Source organism: Pedobacter sp. (genome assembly GCF_041645105.1).
Taxonomy (GTDB): Bacteria; Bacteroidota; Bacteroidia; order Sphingobacteriales; family Sphingobacteriaceae; genus Pedobacter.
In genome coordinates, this window is the sequence record NZ_JBAZQQ010000006.1 from 58,922 (window position 1) to 81,314 (window position 22,393).

12 protein-coding genes are annotated in these 22,393 nt (G+C 39.5%); 6 read left to right on the forward strand and 6 right to left on the reverse strand.

Translation table 11 applies throughout. From position 1 onward, the window contains the following. Window positions 1-47: 47 nt before the first annotated feature. From WC623_RS18720 to WC623_RS18730, 3 genes are all read left to right on the forward strand, one after another. Window positions 48-4,721: a putative Ig domain-containing protein gene (locus WC623_RS18720; RefSeq protein ID WP_372853924.1), complete on the forward strand. Its 4,674-nt coding sequence runs from the start codon at window positions 48-50 to the stop codon at window positions 4,719-4,721. 44 nt (window positions 4,722-4,765) lie between these two features. Further along, a complete protein-coding gene (locus WC623_RS18725; RefSeq protein ID WP_372853926.1) occupies window positions 4,766-5,620 on the forward strand; it encodes a PorP/SprF family type IX secretion system membrane protein in 855 nt (284 codons plus the stop codon). 111 nt (window positions 5,621-5,731) lie between these two features. Further along, a complete protein-coding gene (locus WC623_RS18730) occupies window positions 5,732-7,003 on the forward strand; it encodes an ATP-binding protein (protein ID WP_372853928.1) in 1,272 nt (423 codons plus the stop codon). Between the two features lie 166 nt (window positions 7,004-7,169). On the opposite strand, the gene WC623_RS18735 is transcribed toward WC623_RS18730, so the two are convergent. The 6 genes from WC623_RS18735 to WC623_RS18760 form a co-directional block, all read right to left on the reverse strand. Next, the gene (locus WC623_RS18735; RefSeq protein WP_372853930.1) at window positions 7,170-8,567 is read right to left on the reverse strand and encodes an alpha amylase family protein; all 1,398 of its coding nucleotides are present in this window, start codon (window positions 8,565-8,567) and stop codon (window positions 7,170-7,172) included. A gap of 15 nt (window positions 8,568-8,582) precedes the next feature. Further along, the gene (locus WC623_RS18740) at window positions 8,583-10,286 is read right to left on the reverse strand and encodes a DUF5018 domain-containing protein (RefSeq protein ID WP_372853932.1); all 1,704 of its coding nucleotides are present in this window, start codon (window positions 10,284-10,286) and stop codon (window positions 8,583-8,585) included. Between the two features lie 16 nt (window positions 10,287-10,302). Then, on the reverse strand, window positions 10,303-12,021 hold the full coding sequence (locus WC623_RS18745) for a RagB/SusD family nutrient uptake outer membrane protein (protein WP_372853934.1): 1,719 nt from the start codon (window positions 12,019-12,021) through the stop codon (window positions 10,303-10,305). Window positions 12,022-12,033: 12 nt separating this feature from the next. Next, window positions 12,034-15,570 (reverse strand): TonB-dependent receptor, encoded by a 3,537-nt coding sequence (locus WC623_RS18750; protein ID WP_372853936.1) that lies wholly within the window; start codon window positions 15,568-15,570, stop codon window positions 12,034-12,036. Between the two features lie 165 nt (window positions 15,571-15,735). Then, window positions 15,736-16,914, reverse strand: a complete 1,179-nt coding sequence (locus WC623_RS18755; protein WP_372853938.1) for a FecR family protein — start codon at window positions 16,912-16,914, stop codon at window positions 15,736-15,738. Window positions 16,915-16,990: 76 nt separating this feature from the next. Next, the gene (locus WC623_RS18760) at window positions 16,991-17,590 is read right to left on the reverse strand and encodes an RNA polymerase sigma factor (protein WP_372853940.1); all 600 of its coding nucleotides are present in this window, start codon (window positions 17,588-17,590) and stop codon (window positions 16,991-16,993) included. A gap of 265 nt (window positions 17,591-17,855) precedes the next feature. Here WC623_RS18760 and WC623_RS18765 point away from each other — a divergent pair, with 265 nt between their 5' ends. The 3 genes from WC623_RS18765 to WC623_RS18775 all read left to right on the forward strand — a co-directional run bounded on the left by WC623_RS18765 (window position 17,856) and on the right by WC623_RS18775 (window position 22,389). Then, on the forward strand, window positions 17,856-18,551 hold the full coding sequence (locus WC623_RS18765) for a hypothetical protein (RefSeq protein WP_372853942.1): 696 nt from the start codon (window positions 17,856-17,858) through the stop codon (window positions 18,549-18,551). A 243-nt stretch (window positions 18,552-18,794) separates the two neighbouring features. Beyond that, complete coding sequence (locus tag WC623_RS18770) at window positions 18,795-21,269, forward strand: SLBB domain-containing protein (protein WP_372853944.1); 2,475 nt, start codon at window positions 18,795-18,797, stop codon at window positions 21,267-21,269. Window positions 21,270-21,282: 13 nt separating this feature from the next. Beyond that, a complete protein-coding gene (locus WC623_RS18775; protein WP_372853946.1) occupies window positions 21,283-22,389 on the forward strand; it encodes a Wzz/FepE/Etk N-terminal domain-containing protein in 1,107 nt (368 codons plus the stop codon). The last annotated feature ends 4 nt before the right edge of the window (window positions 22,390-22,393 follow it).

Consider the following 22,393-nt stretch of genomic DNA (forward strand, 5'->3'; position numbering starts at 1 on the left):
ATTTTGGATTTTGCTTTTAACCCTATCTAAACCATCAAAACAATCTCATGAAAATCTTTTCCTATAGCAGAAACCTGCTATTACTATTAATGATGCTATTTGCATACTTTGGCGCTCAATCTCAAACTACTTATAATTTCGACGCCGGCGCTGCTCTTTCCAATCCGACCTGGCCTATTTGGAATACCCAAGCCAACATTACGATAGCTGGTGTGAGCTATAAGTTATCCAGTGGAGGTAATGGGAGCTTTAGCAATAGCCCTGACAATGGTTCAGGGAACAGTAAATCTCTCATGAAGGTTGGCTCTGGTGGTGATACTTTTGTGTTAGAACGTGCAGATGGTCAGCCTTTTAAGTTTTATGGGTTTTATGTGAGACAGGAGAGTATGAGCAGTTATGCTCAAAGTGACCCAACTATTCCCCCATTCTATACCGTCACCTATAATAAAACCGTAGGAGCACCAGAAACAGAACCAGATAACACTCCTGTAGCTGGAGGTACTTATACTACGAGCGAAAAAACTTATTCAAAAAATTTAACGGTTACAAGCGTAAGCATTTTTTTTAAAGCAAACAGTCGGTATTGGATAGATGATATCAAGGTAGGTTCAGCAGTAGCGGATGTTACTCCACCTACTGTTATTTCCATGGACAGGGAACATCCCAATCCTACCAATTTAAATGACGTTGTATTTAGTATTTCTTTCTCAGAAGAAGTTACGGGACTTGACATAAATGATTTTACTGTTGTCGGACTTCCCGCAACGGTGAGCGGTGTCTCCTCGGTTCTTCCAAACAACAGGTATAATATATCAGTAAGCAATATTTCGGCTTCTGGTACACTAGGTCTAAACCTTAAAGCTAGCGGCACAGGTATTACTGATCTGGCAGGAAATCCTGTAAGTGGTGGTTTTACCGGCCCGGTTTATACAGTTGATAAGACACCGCCAGCAGCCCCGGTGGTGGTTACACCTGCCAATGGCTCTACAGTAAACTCACAGTTGCCTTTGGTTAGCGGTATAGCCGAGGTGGATAGCCGCATCAGTGTGACTATCGATGGCAATACAATAAACAATGTCGCTACCGCTAATGCTTCAGGCTATTGGAGTTATACGCCTCCGGCTAATTTGCCTCAAGGTGCACATACGGTAAGTGCCCGGGCTAGCGACCAGGCAGGGAATATAGGTAACCAGAGCAATACCAATACTTTTACAGTATCGCTGGCACCGACTATAGTTGTTAATCCTGCAACGATATCTGACGCTAAGGTTGGATTGGCATATTCCCAGACCTTTTCTGCAAGCGGCGGTATTGCTACCTATACTTTTTCTATCTCTGCAGGTGCACTGCCAGCGGGCTTGTCGCTCAATGTCGCGACAGGTGTTTTATCTGGCACACCTTCTGCTGCAGGAACATTTAATTTTACAATTAGGGCCACAGACGCTTCTGCTTCACCCGGCCCATATTCGGGTACAAGGGCATATACCTTAGATGTTGTCCCTCCGACTATATCGCTCGTTCCGACAACAGTGCCTAATGCAGCAGTTGCGGTAAATTATAGCCAGTCGATAGTTGCAACTGGCGGTATAGCTCCGTATACTTATACTGTAACGGCAGGAGCCTTACCTGCAGGTTTATCATTAAGCAGCTCAGGAACCATATCTGGTACACCTACGGCGGGTGGGACTTTTAACTTTACAGTTACTGCGAAGGGAAATTCCACAGGTACGGGAGCACCACATACTGGTAGCAGGGCATACTCGCTTTCTGTGGCTGCACCAACCCTTACTTTAAATCCGGCTTCTTTGTCAGCCGCTACTGCTTATTCTGCTTACAGTCAGACCTTGACTGAAGCAGGCGGTACGTCCCCCTATGCTTTTGCAATAACTGCGGGAGCACTACCTTCCGGTTTAACGTTAAGCGCGGGCGGAGTGATCAGCGGTACACCAACAGTCGGTGGTACCTTTAATTTTACTGTAACCGGAACAGACTCATCAACTGGTACAGGCCCCTATTCAGGATCGCGTGCCTATACCTTAAATGTTACTGTGCCAATTGTAATCAATCCTGCAACCTTGCCTAATCTGAATTATGCGGGTTCTTATAACCAAACACTAACATCATCCGGTGGAGTAGCTCCATATAGCTATAGTTTACTATCCGGTGCATTACCTGCTGGAATTTCAATGAGTTCTGCAGGGATTATTTCAGGCACAGCACGTGAATCTGGTAATTTTTCGATTAATGTACAGTCTAAAGACCTTAACAACCTGACCATTTCGAAAATATATAACTTTACAGTATCACCGGCCGCAATTGTGATTGCCCCGACAAGTCCCGCAAATCCTGTATTGGCTGTAGCTTATAGTCAGTCCTTTTCATCTTCAGGTGGGATTTCCCCATATAGTTATTCAATTGCCTCTGGAAATATACCAGTAGGTTTATCGTTTACCAGTGCGGGAGTAATGAGTGGAACTCCGAGATCAGCGGGAACTTTCACATTTACTGTAAAAAGTACTGACGATGCTGGGGCAAATGTTTCTAAGAGCTATACCTTAACCATTGACAGACCAACTCTGGTTATAACACCAGCTACGCTACCTGGGGTAACAGTCGGTACAACTTATAATCAAACTCTCAGTACTTCAGGTGGATATGCAACATATAGTTATTCCATTGCATCAGGAAGCTTACCTACAGGAGTGACATTAAGTTCTGCTGGCGTTCTTACTGGTACACCGACCACAAAAGGAACTTATACATTTACCGTTCGCAGTACAGATTCATCTACAGACGATGGGCCATATAGTAAAGATCAGAGCTACAGTATTGTGGTTCAGGGTAAAGCACAGGTTATTACCATGGCTTCTACTGCTACAGTAAACTATGGTGATGCAGATTTTGTTCCGGTAGCAAGTAGTGATAGTGGTTTGCCGATAACTTATACCACCAGTAACTCTGCTATTGCAACCATTGTTGCCGGAAAGGTGCATATTGTTGGGACAGGGCAGGTAAACATTTTTGCCAACCAGGCAGGTAATACTGCTTTTGCAGCAGCTGCACAGAAACAGCAAACCCTTACCATCAATAAAGCGCAACTGACTTATGTAGCCAACGCTGCTACTAAGGTTTATGGATCAGCTAATCCTGTACTTGGTGGAACGGTGACAGGTTTTAAATATGCTGATAACCTTGCGGGATCAACTACAGGTACAGCTTCGTTTACTACAACAGCCACTACTACAACTGGTATTGGAAACTATGCTATAACTGGTTCAGGTTTAACTGCCGCCAATTATACATTTGTACAAGCAGCAACAAATGCCACCAGATTGAGCATCACCCGTAAAGAGTTAACCATTACTGCTGATAATATTGAGAAGTTTGCTGGTGCAGTCTTGCCAACATTTACAGCTAGTTACAGTGGGTTTGTTAATGGCGAAACACAGACTGTGGTAACCACTAAACCGGCTCTTTCTACTACTGCCACCGCCGACAGCCCTGTTGGAACTTATGATATTAATGCAGCTGGGGCAGTAGCAGCAAATTATTCTTTCAAATATGTAAAAGGAGTGCTGACCATAAAACCGGGTGCTCCAACAGATATCAGCCTGGCTGCAGTTACATTATATGAAAATCGCCCATCAGGAACCAATGCTGGAACACTCAACAGCGTTTCACCTGATCCTTCGGCTACTTTTACTTATACCTTAGTGCCGGGTGCTGGTGATACGGATAATAGCTTATTCGCCATTAGTACAAATAAGTTGAATACTACTGCAAGTCTTAATTTTGAACAAAAGGCTGTATATAGCATACGCGTGCGCAGTACTACCCAATATGCATTAACTTTTGAAAAAACATTGAATGTTACTATAGCTGATGTAAACGAAGTACCAACGCTGGATGCGATAACCAATTTACCAATCTGTTATACAACTAACCTGCAGACTGTAGCTTTAACCGGTATCAGTGCGGGCCCGGAAAGTGGGCAGCCATTAGTTGTATCAGTAAGTAGTGATAATGACGCATTATTCGAAAGTCTGGATGTAAGCAATAACGGAACCACGGGCTCAGTTAGTTATCGTGGTAAAACTGGTACTGTAGGAACTGCAACAGTAACGGTTACAGTGAAAGACAATGGAGGAACAGCAAACGGAGGTGTAGATGCTTATAGCAGGACTTTTGTAGTTACCATAAATCCACTACCTGTATTGGCCATCAACAGCGATAAGGGCAACATTGTGAGCAAAGGTGAGGTGGTGTTTTTGACGGCAACTGGTGCAAGTAATTATGCCTGGACGGGTAATAACGGGATAGTTAACGGAGCAAATTCAGCGGTGCTGCAAATCAGACCAACAGTAACAACTACCTATACCCTTACCGGTACCAATTCTAGCGGTTGTAGTGAAACGCAGACATTTACGGTAACAGTTCTGGATGACCTGGCTAAAATTAAAGCAACCAATATTCTTACACCAAATAATGACGGATATAATGATAAATGGGTCATAGATAATATTGATGTTTATCCTGAAAATGACGTAAAAGTATTTGATAAAGCAGGAAGGATAGTCTATACCAAAAAGGGTTATGACAATAGCTGGGATGGTCAGATGAATGGTACTGCGCTAAACGAGGGAACCTATTATTATGTGATCGACTTTGGTCAGGGAAAAAGAAAAATAAGGGGATACATTACGGTAATCCGTAATAATTAAAACAACAGAACAATATGAAATTTCTATATAAATTTTTGATGTTAATGATAAGCTCTGGATGGGTTATATCAACAGTAAAAGCCCAGTTAAATCCTTTAGCTGCACAATATTATAGCAACCGTTACCTGATCAACCCTGCTTTTGCAGGTGCAAAACAAGGTTTTAAAATTAATGGCGCTTACCGCAAACTCTGGAGCAATATTCATGGATCACCTGTTACCCAAAGTCTGACGGGCGATTATGGGTTCAATAAAGTCGGACTTGGTTTAAATGTAAACAATGAAAGTGCAGGTCTGGAACGTAAGACCCGCGTAGTTGGTACTTATGCTTATCATTTACCATTAAGTAGCGACGGACAACAATTACATTTAGGTGTTTCAGTTGGTTTTATGAATCAGCGTCTGGAAAATGGTGATATTTATGGCGATATAAATGATCCGCAGATAGGCTTGTATAATGATCGCAAAACTTATCTGGATGGCGACTTTGGGGTTGCTTATACTTCAAACAGTTTGACCCTGGAAGCTGCTATTCCCAATTTAAAAAGCTTTTTTAAAAAGGATGTGATCAAGGTGGCTGATGTGGCTACTTTTTATACTGCAGCAAGTTATCAGATAAAGTTGAGCGAGGGGCCGGAAGGCATAGATCTGGAACCTAAGGTAGCTTATCGTGGTGTAAAGGGCTTTGACAATATCTGGGACGCTGGAGCACAAGCCTGGATAGCGAACAAGCAGGTGTTTTTAATGGGAATGTACCATAGTACTGAAAGTGCAACTTTCGGTCTTGGCATGGATTACAAAAGGAAATACCTTATCGGCGGTATGTATACCACTCAAACTTCTGCTTTGACAGGCTATACCAATGGTAGTTTTGAATTAAACCTTCGGGTAGGTTTTTGATTATCGCAATGGACATTACCGTAATGCCCATTGCGATAAATTCGCAGCTTTAATTTTATATATTTTCAGTTGTAGACGAAAAATATTACATTTGTTTAGGTTTTTTCAGCTATGGACGAAAAATTCAATTCTTTATCTAAGTTTAATTTTTGGGGTGGTAATATTCCGGCTCCGGGTTTCCTAAGGAAAGATTACGTCGATAAAATTTTTAATTATACTGGAAACAAGCTGGTTAAAGTATTGGTGGGCCAACGTCGCGCTGGAAAAAGCTATATCCTCCGGCAGATTGCCCAAGGCTTGATTGATGGAGGTGTAAATCCTCATAATATTTTATACATCAATAAGGAATTTATTGAATTTGATTTTATTAGCCAATACAATGATCTGGAAGCTTTATTGAAAGTATACAACAATAAATTACAGCCTACCGGCAAAAAGTATTTATTCATTGATGAAATTCAAAACATTATTGGTTGGGAACACTTTGTGAATTCTCATTCACAGGATTTCGTGGAGCCCTATGAAATTTTTATTAGTGGATCGAATTCCAGAATGCTTTCTGGAGAATTGGCAACGCTACTTGCTGGAAGGTATGTTAGTTTCGAAATATTTCCATTTAGTTTTAAAGAATATATAGGTATTACCGGGCAAGAAAGTACAAAAGAAAGCTATATAAGCTACATGGAAAACGGAGGGCTGCCAGAACTATTTGTGTTGCCAAATGAGGAAACCAGACGGAATTATGTAGGAGCGATAAAGGATACAGTATTGTTGCGTGATATTATACAACGTCATAGTGTTAAAGACCCTCGCCTGCTGGAAGATATTTTTGTTTATTTGATAAACAATGCTTCTAATCTGGTATCTATATCAAATATCGTCAATTTTTTTAAGAGTAATAAGCGCCATACATCATACGATACAATTTCCAATTATATCGGTTATATAACCGATACATTTTTAGTACATAGTGCCGAGCGCTATAACATTAAAGGGAAAGAAACTATAGCTGGCAATTTAAAATATTATATCAACGATCTTTCTTATAAAAATTATCTCTATCCGGGTTTTGGCTATGGAATTGGATATAAGTTAGAAAACCTGGTGTATCTAGAGTTAAGAAGGGCTGGATATCAGGTGTATGTAGGTACTTTAGGAACTAAAGAAGTAGATTTTGTAGCCACCAGGGCCGACCGTGTTATTTATATACAGAGTACTTATCTTTTGGCTGATGAGCATACCGCAAAACGTGAATATGCGCCCCTGGAAATTATACGTGACAATTACGAAAAATTTGTGGTTTCGCTCGATGATTTTACCTTACCTTCTAACAATGGCATAATTCATATTCAAGCCTGGAATTTAGCAGCTGCATTAGTGTAAAGGCTAAGAGAAATACCGGCGGTAGGCCTGTTCCGTTATCTTCCATTCTGAAGATAGTTATTTAGCAGAAAAATTAAAGGTGCGCTCCGAAGAGACCTCAGGCGCTTTGCTTTTTCAGCAAAGATGCCAGTCTCCAAGGAGCGCAGCTTTAATTTTTTACAAATCACTACTTCCCTTTTATTCCTTTTTCAATCGCATTCCACAACGGAATCTTTAAATTGTTGTAATGAGGAACAGTAATATGCACCACGTCGAACAACATGAGCCCACCACTAGAGCGGTTTAAAATGTACTTTATAGAGTTAGATATCTCAGCTTCATTATCATAAGGCACATTCCCCACATCTAAACTCGAATAAACAGGCATTTTGTTTTTAGTAACATAATCAACCCCATTTATAGAACCCTCAACACTCCACCAATGGTAAAATAGATTTACAGTGGCAGGGTTGTCAGACAACATTAACTGTTTAAAATAATTACCCGTCATCAATAGGTCCAGCTGCTCAGCATAACCTGTTTCTTTATATCCTGGGTAGGCCCATGAAAAAGTTAGATCATCATCATAAAAAGGATCATAATCTTCACTAGCCCAGTTTACACCCACTTTATAATAAGTGTTGTACCAGGCACCTGTATAGGCACCCAGTTTAAGATTAGGCTTAACACTTTTAACCGCAGCTCTGGCTTTGACCATAAAGTTTTTCAAAACCGAAGAACGGAAATACAGCCATTTCTGGTAATATTTCCCTGTAGAACTAGGCTCTAAAACCCCATTAGTGGTTTTCCAGGAACTTACAATGTCTTTCGGAAATTGCATGTATTTCGCATCGTTGTCATTAAATTTATCCTTTAAGAATTGAATAAACAGCTCCTTACTCAGGTCAGAAAAATCTGCATTGATATCTTTGTACCTGCAATAATCCAGGACAATGCCATCTATGTCAAATTTCGAAGCGATCTCTTTAATGACATTTAATGCCCGTTCCTGCACCACAGGAGCTGCGGGGTTCATAAAAGCATTAGCACCAAAATCGGTAGAAGTAACCCGGTTCCCATTTTCATCACATAAAATAGCTTCATATTTTTTGAACTCTGGTTCATCATAAACTACACCTCTTTTTCTGGCACCATTCCCCCAAACAAAGGTATTGATGGCCAGAAAGATGTTTAGATTTCTGGTTTTCGCTTCCGAAATCATAAACTCTACATAATTCTCTGGTAAATTATAGCCATCCCAGGAATTCAGCATGCCGGTATAAGCGCTATTGTATAAGGTATAGCCGGTATTGTGTTTAATGTCGACTACCAGTCCGGTAACACCAACGATCTTTAAACTATCCAGGATAACTTTTATGTCATTCTTATCCCGAAACCTTCCTCTGTTTTGAAATATATTAGATTGTGCATCTACCCATACTAAAACCTCTCTTTTAGGTTCTATTTTAGGCGTCTCCTCTTGCTCATTGTCGACAATGCTATGTTTAGCTTTTTTGCATCCTGAACTAAACCCTACTATTAAAGGTATTGAAAACAGTAATGCTAATTTTATAATTCTTTTCATCTGGTTATGTTTTAATTATTCTGCGGAATAAACGGTAAACTCATGAGCCAATACACCATGTCCTGATAACAGCATGTAGACTTGCATTCTATCTCCATTATTTGAATACCCTAAAGCAATATCGCCTGCGCCACCTGTGGTTTGTGTACCTGAGAATGCTTCTGAATTATATACATTCAATAAAGCATAAGAAGGATCGGTAGACAGGGTAGGGATTCTTGCTGGATTGGTGATGTCAAATAAGGAAAGATGAGCCTTGTTTAAGTTGCTGCTGTTCATGTATTTCATGAGCGCCACATAAGTTGCATTGTTAAAATTCGCTACAGATAAGGCATTCCTGAAGTTGATGTTAGCGGCATTTGCTAAAGAGAAACTGCTGATATTGGCATTGGTACTGCCATTAACATAAGCAAAGTCCCACTGACTGGCGATCAGGTAATTTGTAGTCGGACTTGCAGTTATAGGCTGCACCTCGGCAACGAAACCAAAATGTGCGCCTGTCAGACCTGTCATAAATATGATTTCAGGAGTGGCGTTTTGTATTGTTCCGTTTTTAACAACCCATTTATAAAAGGCAAGTGTTTGTCCGATCGGAACAAAGATTACGGCATCAGTTGTTAAATCTCCGGATACATTTATCCTTCTTCCAATTCCTCTGTCTACAGTAGTCAGCGTAGCTAATGCAGGGTTAGAGTTGGTGAAATTAACCAGTAGTTCAGGATTGGTATCAAAAACATTTTTGTATTTGTAAATCCTAAAGTTTGTACCATATGCAGCTCTGTTAATCGCTAATAAAGCCCCTTTGTCATCTGATACCAATTGGTTCGTCTGACTTAAAGCTCCTGATGCAGCGTTAAACGGCATGTGCATATTCTGGATAAATTGACCGGTAAAACGGTTATACACTCTATATTTAGAAGTACCTGCTGTTCCGAGGGTTGTGATGATCAGATGATCTCCACTAACAGCCAGACAAGTTTCATTTACTCCTGTAAAGCCACCAAAATCTGCAGCTAGTTTGGTCCATAAACGTCTGTGGATGCCAAAACCATAATCCAGTTTTGTAGGCTCTGCTGCAATAAGCTTATAGGTTTTTGAAACATCCCCCTGTGCAGTCACTTTTAATGAAAAAGGGTTGGATAGATCTACTACCGCTCCATTTGCAATAGAAGCAGTGGAATGACTGTTAATGTTGAAATTGATTTTGGATTGAGATACATCTGTTCCAGGCAATATAAAGAACCTCAACTCATCGTCGACCGCAATAGCATCTAATTCCTGTAAAGCCCCGTCACCATCTGTGTAAGACATTTTTACATTACTGATGGTTACATCACCAATTCTTTTTGCGACTACTACATAAGTTTTAGATTCCCCGGAACCTGAGGTCACGGTGAGCTTTATTGGAGCTGTTAAATCCATTGGAGATCCTAACTGTGGACTAACAGTCGCATCGGCAGATAGTGATGCCCTTAAAATAATCTTTTTTAAATCTGTTTGATAATCTGTATCAACAGGATAGAAATAGGGGATGTCAAAATATATGGTATCATTGCTAAACCTGGGTTCAAACATTCTTTTTGCACCCGATGCTTCAGTATTTGCAAATATATCCGTCAGGTCGCCGGTGCTGTTTCGTATCACAGGGTCTGCTTTTTTACAGGAGCCCCATATTGCAGTTGTCAAAACAAGCAGCGATATGTAAATAAACTTCTTCATAATCTTAAATAAATAATTACCAACCTTGAATTTGAGTTAACATTCCATTACGTTGAACTTCTGTGTCCAGTATTGGCAGATAATATAAAGAGGGGAAAAACTCCCTGTCTTTATCGTCAACACTTACTGATTCATAATTCAGGCTGTTGCCTATTGTGCTGATTTTATGACCTCTGAACCTGATATCGTTAAGCGTCTGATGTGCTTTTCTCCATCTCCTAAGGTCCCAGAAGCGGTGTCCTTCAAAAGCCAGCTCTACAATTCTTTCATGCTCAATAGCTTTCATTAAATCGGCCTTACTGTTGGCAGGGGTGTTGGGTAAGCTCCTCATACCACGCAATTGGTTTAAGGCCGTTCTTGAACCAGATACATCGTTTAACATGGCTTTAGCTTCTGCCAAAATCAAGATCACTTCTGCGTACCTGATCTCATGCCAGCTTTGGGTACTTTTACTGGTAAGAATCGTAGTGTTTGTTGGATCAAGCATCTTTTTCGCATAATATCCTGTAACTGTTTTTCTAGGTTCCGACATACTTCCGTAAGCCACAAAACCATCTAATGTTCCATTTACAGTGGTATTGAGTGTTCTCCCTTTCCACACTGCTCCATTGTATAATATAGAAGCATAAAAGCGTTTTTCTCTGTTTGCGTAAGGATCGTTAGCCATAGCTGGTGTGCTCCAATTGAACTTATTGCCATCGGCCATTTCAAATTCATCGACCAGGTTTGCTGTTGGTACACCATAAACCATTGTTTGGCCAGGATCATCACCCGGTGGGACAAATCCGAAATCATATTGGTGTGTTAGCAACTGCGTCACAAAATCTATCCTGAATATGGATTCGGTAGAGTTTTTATTTTGGAATATATTGGCGAAATCAGCAGATAAAGCATAGTATCCTTCATTGGCTAAATCGACAACCCCCTGGGCAGCTTTCTGGGCATTGGTATAATAAGTCTGCGCTTTATCGGCCGATACACCGGTTAGTGGATCTGCATTAAATTGCTTTTTATCAAACTCTGCAATTGAAGCCGCATATAACCAGGTCCTGGCCAACATACTTAAAGCAGCACCCTTGGTAGCTTTACCATCGAACTTACCACCTTCAACGGTTTTCCAGGTCTTAGGTAAATAAGCCGCGGCATATTCTAAATCACTCGCTATAAAATTCCAGCAGTCATTTTCAGAAGAGCGGGCGATATCCTTTTTGGTATGATCGCTCAGGTCCTTCATTATAATTACACTACCATGGAGTTTTACCAGCATGAAATAGATGTAAGCCCTGATGAATCTGGCTTCGGCTTCATAACCCAATTTTTTGCCATTATCTATTTGCGCATAGGTATGTATCCCATCTAAGAACTCATTGATTCTCCTGATTCTGGTATAGGCATTTGCCCAATAATTTAACCCCGGGCTAGCCGAATTTATTCTGGATGCATCTGTAGCCAGAATGTTTACGGTACCGTTTCCAGATGCACTGGATGTGTATTTTAACAGATCGGTTAATCCGTCTGTAGCATTGTCATACCCTATAGGAAAAGTTCCAAATTGGAAGCGTCGGAATTCCTGGTACATATCATTGATGTACAGTTCAATACTTCCCGGATTATTCCAGATTACCTCTTCTGTATATCTGTCTGTAGGTGTTACGTCGATTTTACAAGACTGCAAAGAGAAACAGCAGATGATCAGTAAGAAGGCTTCTTTTATATATTTTTTCAATAAACTCATAACTCAAAAATTTTAGTTAAAGACTACGTTTATACCAAATGCGAATAACTTTTGCTGTGGGTAAAAGCCATTGTTTACGTTCGGCATCTCCGGATCAAAATATTTCAGATGATCCAGGGTGAACAGATTAGATGCCGTAGCATAAAAACGCACTTTCTGAATCTTGGCATAATTCAGAATGCTTTTAGGCAGGGAATACCCTAGCTGCACAGATTTTAAACGTAAGTAAGCACCATTGCGCAAATATCCCGAACTGCTGTGTGCATTGTGCGCACCCAAAGCTGCTTTGCCTGCTGTTAAACGTGGAAATTCTGCGTTAGGATTATCACTGCTCCAGGAGTTTTCAACTAAAAAGTAAGGTGCATTTCCGTTTTGATAAAAGGATCTTGACATCACCGTAAAAGCTTCAACACCATCTGTCCCTGATGAACCTTCATATAGTCCGGATAATGCTACATCTGACAAGGCTGCTCCCTGGAAGAATGAAGAGAAATCGAAGTTTTTGTATTTTAGATCTATGTTAAGTCCGAACATCATTTCTGGAATATTAGAACGGCCGATAAAAGTTCTGTCGTCTGATCTGGTAATTTTTCCATCGTTATTCAGGTCCCTGTATTTGAAAAACCCAGGAGCCACAACACCACCAGAAGGAGAAACAGCATCTTTGGTTTCTTCCCAGGTTTGGTAAATTCCATCTACTACAAAACCAACCTTCTCTCCGTAGGAGCGTCCGACTGTTCTTTGCCAGTAGGGCAGACTGGTGTTCTCATCTCTTCTGATGATTTTATTTTTTGCCCAGTTGAAGTTTCCTGTTAGCCCGTAAAATAATTCTCCAACATTGTTTTTATGTCTGATCTGTAAGTCGACCCCTTTATTTTCCATGATGCCATAATTGATGGTGCTTGGGAAAAAGCCACCTGTAGAAGCAGGATATAGTCCGGCAGGGGAGGCCAATATATCTTCCGTTACCCTATAAAACCATTCTGCATCAAAGCCCAGTTTACCGTTAAACCACTCTGATTCGAAGCCGACATTGAAAGTGGTTGAAGTCTCCCAGCGGATATCGAGATTTGGTGGTGCAGAGGTATACAGTCCTGATACTGGAGCTCCTCCAAAAACATGTACGGGGTCAGTTGATAACCTGTAAGTCTGTAGGTAAGGAAAGGAACCGTTTATTTTGTCGTTACCTGTCTGGCCTAATGACGTCTTAAATTTCAGGTAATCTAGGCTTTTAATATGATCCTGAATAAAAGACTCCTTACTCATTAGCCATCCTAAGCCTATTGCAGGAAAGATGTCCCATCTGTTTTCTTTAGCAAAGTTTACAGAAGCGTCGGACCTTGCGGCAAGTTCTATCAGGTATTTTTCTTTGTAACCATAATTGATTCTTCCCACATATCCGGCTCTTGCTGTTACCGCACTGGAACCACCAGGAAGTACAAAATCTTCAGGGTCCTGACTACCATAATCCAGGTCATATAAGCCATCTAAAGGGAAGTTTCTGGCTCCGGCAGAAAGTTTGCTGTTCTGATATCTTGACCATTCATATAGTGCCAGCACATTGATGTGGTGATCTCCGATAGTTTTTAGATAGCTGATGCTGGGTTGAAATGTCCTTCTATTATTTTGGACATAGCTTTGAGTTAAGGCAGTTTGTGTAATTCCAGGAACGGTAGTCAACGGTATAAACGAACCCGTTTTCTGTTCTCTATCGCGCCCCATTAATGGGTAAGGCTGTAACCAACCTTTATTTTCTGTTCCAGTTTTATCATAGGCGGTCATTACCTGCATTTTTAAACCCGGAACCCATGGGATGTCCAGTTTAAAAGTTAAATCGCCCTGAAAGAAGTTTGATTCTTGCTTCTGAAAGCCAGATTGCTCAACAGATGCCAGGGGGTTTACCCATCCCGGTCCACTTCTGTATGCCGTATATATGCCATTTGGTGCGTACATAGGTAAGTTTGGCAACATCATCGCTGCCTGATAAAATGGGTTCAGGTATGAGCTGTTATCAGGAGAAATACCAGGTGTATTGGTATTCTGTTGCCTGAACATCAGGTTGAGGTCGACCGAGATGATCTTATTTAAGTTCGCACTGACGTTACTTCTTACGTTATACCTTTTGAATCCGGTATTTTTCACAACCCCATCCTGATCCAGGTGAGAAACAGAAGTAAAGTATTTTATATTTTCATTACCGCCGTTAACCGTGATGGAATGGTGTTGCGAATTGCTGTTCTTGCCAATCAGTTCACCTATCCAGTCGGTATCACCAAACAATATATTTTTGTTTGTTCCATTTCTGATGTCGTTAATGAGGTTTTTGCCATATACATAAGGGACAGGGTTTCCACCAGTATGCATCAGATACTCATTGTCTTCATCTGTTGCTTTATTGAACCATTCCATGTAGTCTACCGCATTTAAAAATTCCGGGAAGCGAGTATTCTGACCTAAGGTATAAGAGCCATCATAAGCTATGGACGCTTTTTGCTGTTTTCCTTTCTTAGTGGTAATGAGGATGATTCCATTAGTGGCCTGTAAACCATATACTGCAGTTGATACCGCATCTTTTAGCAGGGTGACGCTTTCTATTTCCGATGCATCTAAGTGCGAGAAGGATTCGCGTTGCACACCATCAATCATAATTAAGGGAGCTTGGTTGTTGCCATACGAGCTAATGCCCCTGATTCTTAAAGTTGCATCATCTGCACCCGGGCGTCCTGATTGTTGTACGGAAGTTAATCCTGGTAATCTTCCTCCCAATAAATTGGTAATGTTACCTGCAGGAGCTTTTTCAAGCTCTTCACCTTTGATCTGGGAAACGGAACCCACTACATTTGCACGTTTCTGTGTACCATATCCTACTACAACGACTTCATTCAGCTGCGCATCTTTTTCTTGTAAGACTACTCTTAAAGTCTCTTTGTCAGCATTTACTTCCTTAGTTATAAAGCCCAGAAAGGAAACGACCAGCACGTCAGTATCCTTGACACCTGTGATGCTGAATTGTCCGCTGGTATTGCTGATTACAGATTTTTTTGTGCCTTTTATAGTGATGGTTGCTCCGGGTAAAGGAAGACCTCTATCATCCAGGATTTCTCCTTTTATAATGTTATCCTGCAATCCTGATGTTGCATTTTTAAGGATGGTTTTAGACTTTAGGGATACGACGACAGATTTGTCTTCCAGAGAATATTCAAAAGGTTGCCCATTGAATATTTTCCGGAGTACATCGTTCAGCTCTGCATTTTTAACATCGATGTTAATAGGAGAGGCATCTTTAAGTGTTCTTCTTGTGAACAGAAAATCATATCCCGTTTGAGCGCTAATTTTTTCAAAGATCTTTTCTAAACGGGTATTCTTTTCGGACAGCGTTATTTTCTGAGCAAATGTGGTTGCGCTTACCTGTATAAAGGAGGCAAGTAGCAAAAACGAGATCATATTAATCCTCATAATCCATTTTCTTCTATCAGCTTGGTTCACCCAATTGACAACCGGGCGACTGTGGTTCTGGATTTGTAAATTCCTTTTATAAAAATTGTACATTTGGTTAGTTTGGTTTTATTCGAAATGCCTTTTCATTGTCGAGATGCATCCGGCTTTCGAGAATTCAGTTTAGTTTTTAGATATGCTGCTGATGATCCAGACTGTTTAGCCATTCTGAGTCCAATCGGAATGGCTTTTTTTCTGGTAACCATGGGTTTGTATCATTTATTTCATAACGGTTACCCTCCTCCCTTCAACTTTAAAATGGATACTCTTAGTTTTTTCAAGCATGGTTAATACCTTGTCGAGGTTATTGAACATGGAAATTTTTCCATTAAATTCTTCATCAGATATTTTCCCTTCATAGTGCACCTCTATATCGTACCAGCGGGATAATTTGCGCATGACACTTTCAATTCTTTCATCATTAAAGCGGAAATATCCATTTTTCCAGGACATGGTTTCCTCTATATTGGCCTGAGCAATTTTTAGTTCCTTATAATCATTGAATAGATGCTGACCAGGGCTTAAAACCTTACTTTCAGCTTTGCTGACTACTTTTACAGACCCTTCAATTAATGTTGTATTCGTCCCTGATTCATCCTCGTAAGCGTTTACATTGAAATGTGTACCTAGTACTTCAACCTGCTGTTTAGCAGTTTGCACGATAAAAGGACGTTTTTTATCTTTTGCCACCTCAAAATATGCTTCACCGGTTAGCTTCACCATTCGTGTACTTACTTTACTTAAAGAAGCATTGTAAGTTAAGCTGGAAGCTGCATTTAACCAGACGTTTGTTCCATCAGGTAGACGAACCTGATAGGTTCCTCCCTTAGGAGTTGTTATCGTTTGTACTCCCTCAGTTGAAGCTATTCCATCCTGGATTTTAGAACCGTCATTGTAAGTTAAAGCACTAGCATCGATTATGACTCCATTTTTCTGATCACTAAGGTGTATGGTTTTACCATTTGCTAAGATGATCGAAGCCTGGTTTTTTCCAGGTGCGATATCATTGGCGTATTTGTCTGTTGGTTGATTGTTTATACGATCTGGATTGTTCAAAAACAGCAGTCCGGCAGCAGCTATGATGATTACAACAGCAGCAGCGCTTGTAATGCGCCACCATATGTTTAATTTTTTAGTTACTGGTGTATCGGTTGTAGCCAGGACCTTATTTCTAGTTTTGTCCCATACAGAAGCTTTATCTGCCGAGTAGTACGCTTTAAGTTGCGCTGCAATATTAGCTTCATCACAAAAAGCCTGAAACCATTCTTCATTAGCTCCTGAAGCCTGGCGAAAGTTATTCAGCTCCTTTTCCTGATCCGGACTTAAAGTTCCGTTCAGGTGTCCCGCTATCAGTAATGATAGTTCTTGTTCATTTTTAAAGGTTTGCTGATTACTCATGTTAGGCTGTTTTTAATGCTGCTTTTATATAGAAACAACTGAGCATCGGAAACAACCAAATGAAATGTTTATTTTTTTATCGATCGATAAAAAGGAAGAAAGCGAGTGCTGTTGCGGCCGACATGCCTTTTTTAAGAAAAGATGCTTTTAGGATCTCTACAGCACGTGTTTTATGATTTCTAACCGTTTGCACAGAAAGGCCGAGTTGCAGGGCAATTTCATCTGTTTTACGGCCTTCCAGATAGATGAGTTTAAATACCTCACGACATTTATCTGGTAAAATTTCGATTTCTTTACTGAGTAAGGTTAGAATTTCTGTTTCAACCAGTTCATACAATATTGTTTCTTCTCCTTCTTCAATCTGGCTAAAGTACTGCTCTTGTATGGCCGTTTTTCTTTTAACTTTTTTTAGGTGGTTGAGGCATGCGTTTCTACAGCTGATGTATAAAAATGCTTTGATATTACTTGCTGTCTCAAAATCTTCTTTCTTTTCCCAGAGTTTACAGAAACAATCGGACACAATATCTTCGGCCTCCATATTATCTTGCAATAGTCTACTCGCAAAATAACATAGTGACCGGTAATGTTGTTCAAAAAAGTATGCAAGAGCCGCGTCCTCACCTGTACGAAAGGCGTTTAACCAGGATTGTTCATCTTGTGAGTCGTATTGCGGCATTGGTTGGTGAATTTTGAACAATATCTGTAAAAAAAACAGCTTTTTTATTAAAAAAATCGATGAGAATGTTCTGGACTTTCTTGTCCATTTCCATTGCAAGTTGATCTTGACAATTATGTTTGTCGAAATTTTAATTTTTTTTTGCTGTGATATAATTTCTGGCACAATAAATGGGCAAATACGCTAGTTGTAACGTTCTTGCTATTTTACATTATTGTTATTATAAATTTTAATTGAACAAAAATGCCCGAGAAGGGATTTATTAATGAAAAGAATTCTACTTATTGTGCTCTCTCTAATATTGTCCAATAGTGCTTTTTCACAAATAAATGGTGATTTTAATTACAGTTTAGCTGTAAAGGGTTATAGCATCATGCAAATGCCCAAGATAATGAACCAAAAAAAGAACGAAGAATTTAAAGATGTCTCCTTTAGTGGAGGGATGATTAAATTTAACGACAATCAGATCAGCTATCGGCTAGGCGGTAGTTATTTTAAAAGAGACATTAAGGCGGTCAATATTTGCAGTACATGTGAAGAGATGAATGGTCAAATGAAGGACTTTAACCTCACCCTCGGGTTCGAAAAAAGCCTTAACTTCTCTAGAATACAACCTTATTTTGGCTTTGATATTGGTTTCAGAGACAATAAATTTGATGGGACAATAATTTCTAAAAATATATTATCTGATGCCAACGGATCCGTTATGGCTCCAAATATTTTGGAAACAAGTAAAACTGGTTTTACGGCATCACCTGTAATAGGTGTCAAGATTAATCCGATAAGCCAGGTAACTTTATTTGCTGAAAGTAGTATTCAATGGTTTTATTCTTATGAGCGACAAGAAACTGTAGCTCAGGGTGTAGGGAATGCCAGGACTTTTAATAAGTACAATAAATCAGAATTTTTAACGAATGCAGTTTCTGTAGGTGTCCAGATTAATATTGGCAGTGTAAGATAACTCATTGGCTATATCATTAATCCAGATCAAATAATTTAATATATTTGCATCCGACACTAAACTACATCTACCAATATGAAAGTTGAGTTAACCAACAACGCCTCAATTCCTGATAAATATGCCGATTTTAAGCCTTTATGGCTAGATTTGATCCGTGGCTTGCAAGATTCTCGAACTTTATACGTTTTGGTTTAGAAGTAACCAATAAAATATATGATTAAACATTAACTCTCTACATACAATATGAATTTTAAAAAAACCATAACTGCAATAGTATTCTTGTTTGCTGTTTTAGTCACAGAGGCTGCTTTCTCGCAGTCGAACTATGCTAATGTAAAGGTTGACGAGCTTTCTGATGCACAAATTTTGCAGATGATTAAAGGGGCGGAATCTAAAGGTTATAGCGATGGACAATTGGAGCAGATGGCTGCTGCTCAAGGAATGAAGCAGGAAGAAGTTCAAAAGCTTCGTTTGCGTGTTGATAAGGTAAAGAAGCAGGGCTCTGCAGTAGTTGTTCAAACAGACAACAAAACAACAAGTACAGGTCGCGAGGGTAGCGAAACTACTGACGGTGGGGCGGTAGATAATGAAAAGAAAGTAAAGGATGAAGAGATTGGTCCTAAGGTATTTGGGTCAGAGCTTTTCCGAAATGGAAACATTACTTTCGAACCAAATTTAAGAATCGCAACACCTAAGGGATATATAATTGGTCCAGATGATAAATTACTGATCGATTTGACTGGCGATAATGAAGCTAGTTATGAACTGCAGGTAAATCCAGAGGGCGTAATTAACCTGCAATTTGTAGGTAGAATTGCTGTTGGTGGTTTATCCATTGATCAGGCAACATCTAAAATCCGTTCGGCGATGTCTAAAACATATCCTTCTTTAGGATCAGGCCGTACCAGTCTGGCTATCAATTTAGGAAACATTAGGAGTATAAAAATTATTATGACAGGTCAGGTTACTAAACCTGGAACTTATACGATCTCTTCATTGGCTACAGTATATAATGCATTATATGCTGCAGGTGGCCCTAATCAAAAAGGTTCATTTCGTAAAATTCAAGTGATCCGTAACAACAAGGTAGTTTCTACAGTTGACGTGTACGATTTCTTGTTGAAAGGTATTCAACAAAATAACATTCGTTTACAGGATCAGGATGTGATTAATATTCCTGTGTATGATAAACGAGTAGAGGTTATGGGTGAAGTTAAAACTGGAGCTTTGTTTGAAGTCGTTTCTGGCGAAAATTTACAAGACCTGATTGATTATGCTGGTGGTTTTACAACGCAGGCATATACCGCAAAAATTAAGACTTTTCAAAACACAGATAAGGAACGTCGTATAACAGATATTGCTGCTGCAGATTTTACTACTTATGAACCTAAAAATGGAGATAGGTTTGTTGTTGAGGCAATTTTGGATAGGTTCCAGAACAGGGTTGAGATTATAGGGTCGGTATTCCGCCCAGGTATTTATGCGCTAGACAATGGCGTAACCTTAAAAGGGCTGATCGCTAAAGCAGATGGATTAACAGAAGATGCGTTTTTAAACAGGGGTTATATTAATCGTTTAAATGCAGATAATACTCTGGCATTAATATCTTTTGATGTGGCCAAGATTATTGCAGGAACAGAGCAGGATATTCTATTGCAAAGAGAAGATAAGGTAACAATATCGTCTTTATTTGATTTGCGTGATGAATATAAAGTAAGTATTCAAGGTGAAGTGCGTGCACCAGGTACTTTCGAGTATGCCGAGAATATCAGCTTAGAGGCTTTAATTCAAATGGCAGGTGGTTTTAAAGAAGGTGCAACTCCAGATCGGATTGATGTCTCGAGAAGGATGAAAAATAGTGATTCTTTATCTAAGTCGGCCGCTACTGCAGAGTTGTTTACTGTAAAGGTTGATCAGAATTTGAAGATAGAAGATGGTGCTTTTATTCTTCAACCTTATGATATCGTAACTATACGTAATTCGGCGGGATATACGGTCCAAAAGCAGATTAAGTTAGAGGGCGAGGTTTTATATCCCGGTATATATACTATTCTTTCTAAGGATGAGCGGATCTCTGACTTAGTTAAAAGAGCAGGTGGATTAACACCTTATGGCTATGCAGAGGGGGCATCATTGAAAAGACCGGGTGCTGAGAAAGTAAATCCTACAGATAAGAATGCAATTAGCAATGAGGATGAAGAACGTAAAAAGTTTTTAAACTTAAAACGTGCTCAGGAGGCAGGTGTTAAGGATACCGTTAAAGCAGAAGTGGAACAGATGTTAATTCAATCTGATCTGGTTGGTATTAGCTTAGATCGAATTCTGAATCAACCATATTCAAAATATGATTTGATTGTTGAAGATGGAGATATCATTAGGGTTCCAAGACAATTACAAACTGTTAAAGTTACTGGTGAGGTCCTAAACCCGAATAGCATCGTTTTTATGCCGAGCAAAAGCTTTAAGCAGTATGTTAATGGTGCTGGAGGTTTTACTTCTAGTGCATTAAAACGTGGGGCATATATTAAATATGCCAATGGTTCTGTCGAAGCAGGCAGTAAGTTTTTGTTCTTTAACAATTTTCCAAAGGTGAAGCCGGGTGCAGAGATTTTGGTGCCTAAGAAAGCGGAGAGAGAGAGAATGAGTGCACAGGCATGGATTGGGATAGGAACTGCTTTGGCGTCCTTAGGTGCGATTATTATTACTTTGTTGAGATAGTTTAGAATTAGGAATGAATCAAGAAAATATAAATAGTAGTAACGCTTCATCTGATTCTGATGAGATCTCGTTGAAAGAATTGATTTTAAAAATTCAAGAGTTTTGGAGGTATCTACTTTCCAAATGGTTGATCATAGTGATATGTGGACTTATAGGAGGAGCATTGGGCTTTGCTTATGCTTCTAGTAAAAAGCCTGTTTATACGGCGACTACTACTTTTGTCTTGGAAGATGAGAAAAGTGGCGGTGGGTTAGGTAATTTAGCTGGTTTGGCTTCTATGGCTGGTGTAGATTTAGGAGGAAGTGGAGGAGGTATATTTCAGGGAGATAATATTTTAGGTTTATATAAGTCTCGCAGCATATTAGAGCGAACTTTATTAACTCAGGTAGAAAGTAAGGGTAAAAAACAATTACTTATAGACTGGTATATTGATTTTCATCATTTAAGAAAACGATGGGCTGATAAACCGGAATTGATCAATTTGAAGTTTATCAATGACAGTTTGCTAAATGAAAAACATTTTTTGAAGCCAAACCGCTTGCGAGATAGTGTTTTAGGTGTAATTGTTGCCGATCTCAATAGAAATTATTTGGTTGTTAGTAAACCTGATAAAAAACTCAGTACTATTCAGGTAGATGTTAAGGCTCAGGATGAGTTTTTTGCTAAATCTTTTAATGATGAATTGGTGAAAATTGTTAATGAATTTTACATTAATACTAAAACTAAAAAAACTTTACAGACCGTAAAAATTTTACAGCATAAAACAGATTCGGTAAGAGCAGTAATGAACGGTGCTATTTATAGTGCTGTTGCAATTGCAGATGCTACACCAAATTTAAATCCAACAAGACAAGTTCAGCGAGTTGCTCCAGCACAGCGTGCGCAGTTTTCTGCAGAAACGAATAGGGCAATTTTATCGGAAATGGCTAAAAGTTTAGAGATGACTAAGATGACACTGTTGAAAGAAACGCCTTTAATACAAGTCATAGATAAGCCCATATATCCTTTAAAGAAAGAGACCTTTGGAAAGGTAAAGGGGATGGCTATTGGAGGTTTTCTTTTAGGAATAATAAGTGTCTTGTATTTAATCGTAAAAAAAATATTAAAAGAATTATTTTAAACCA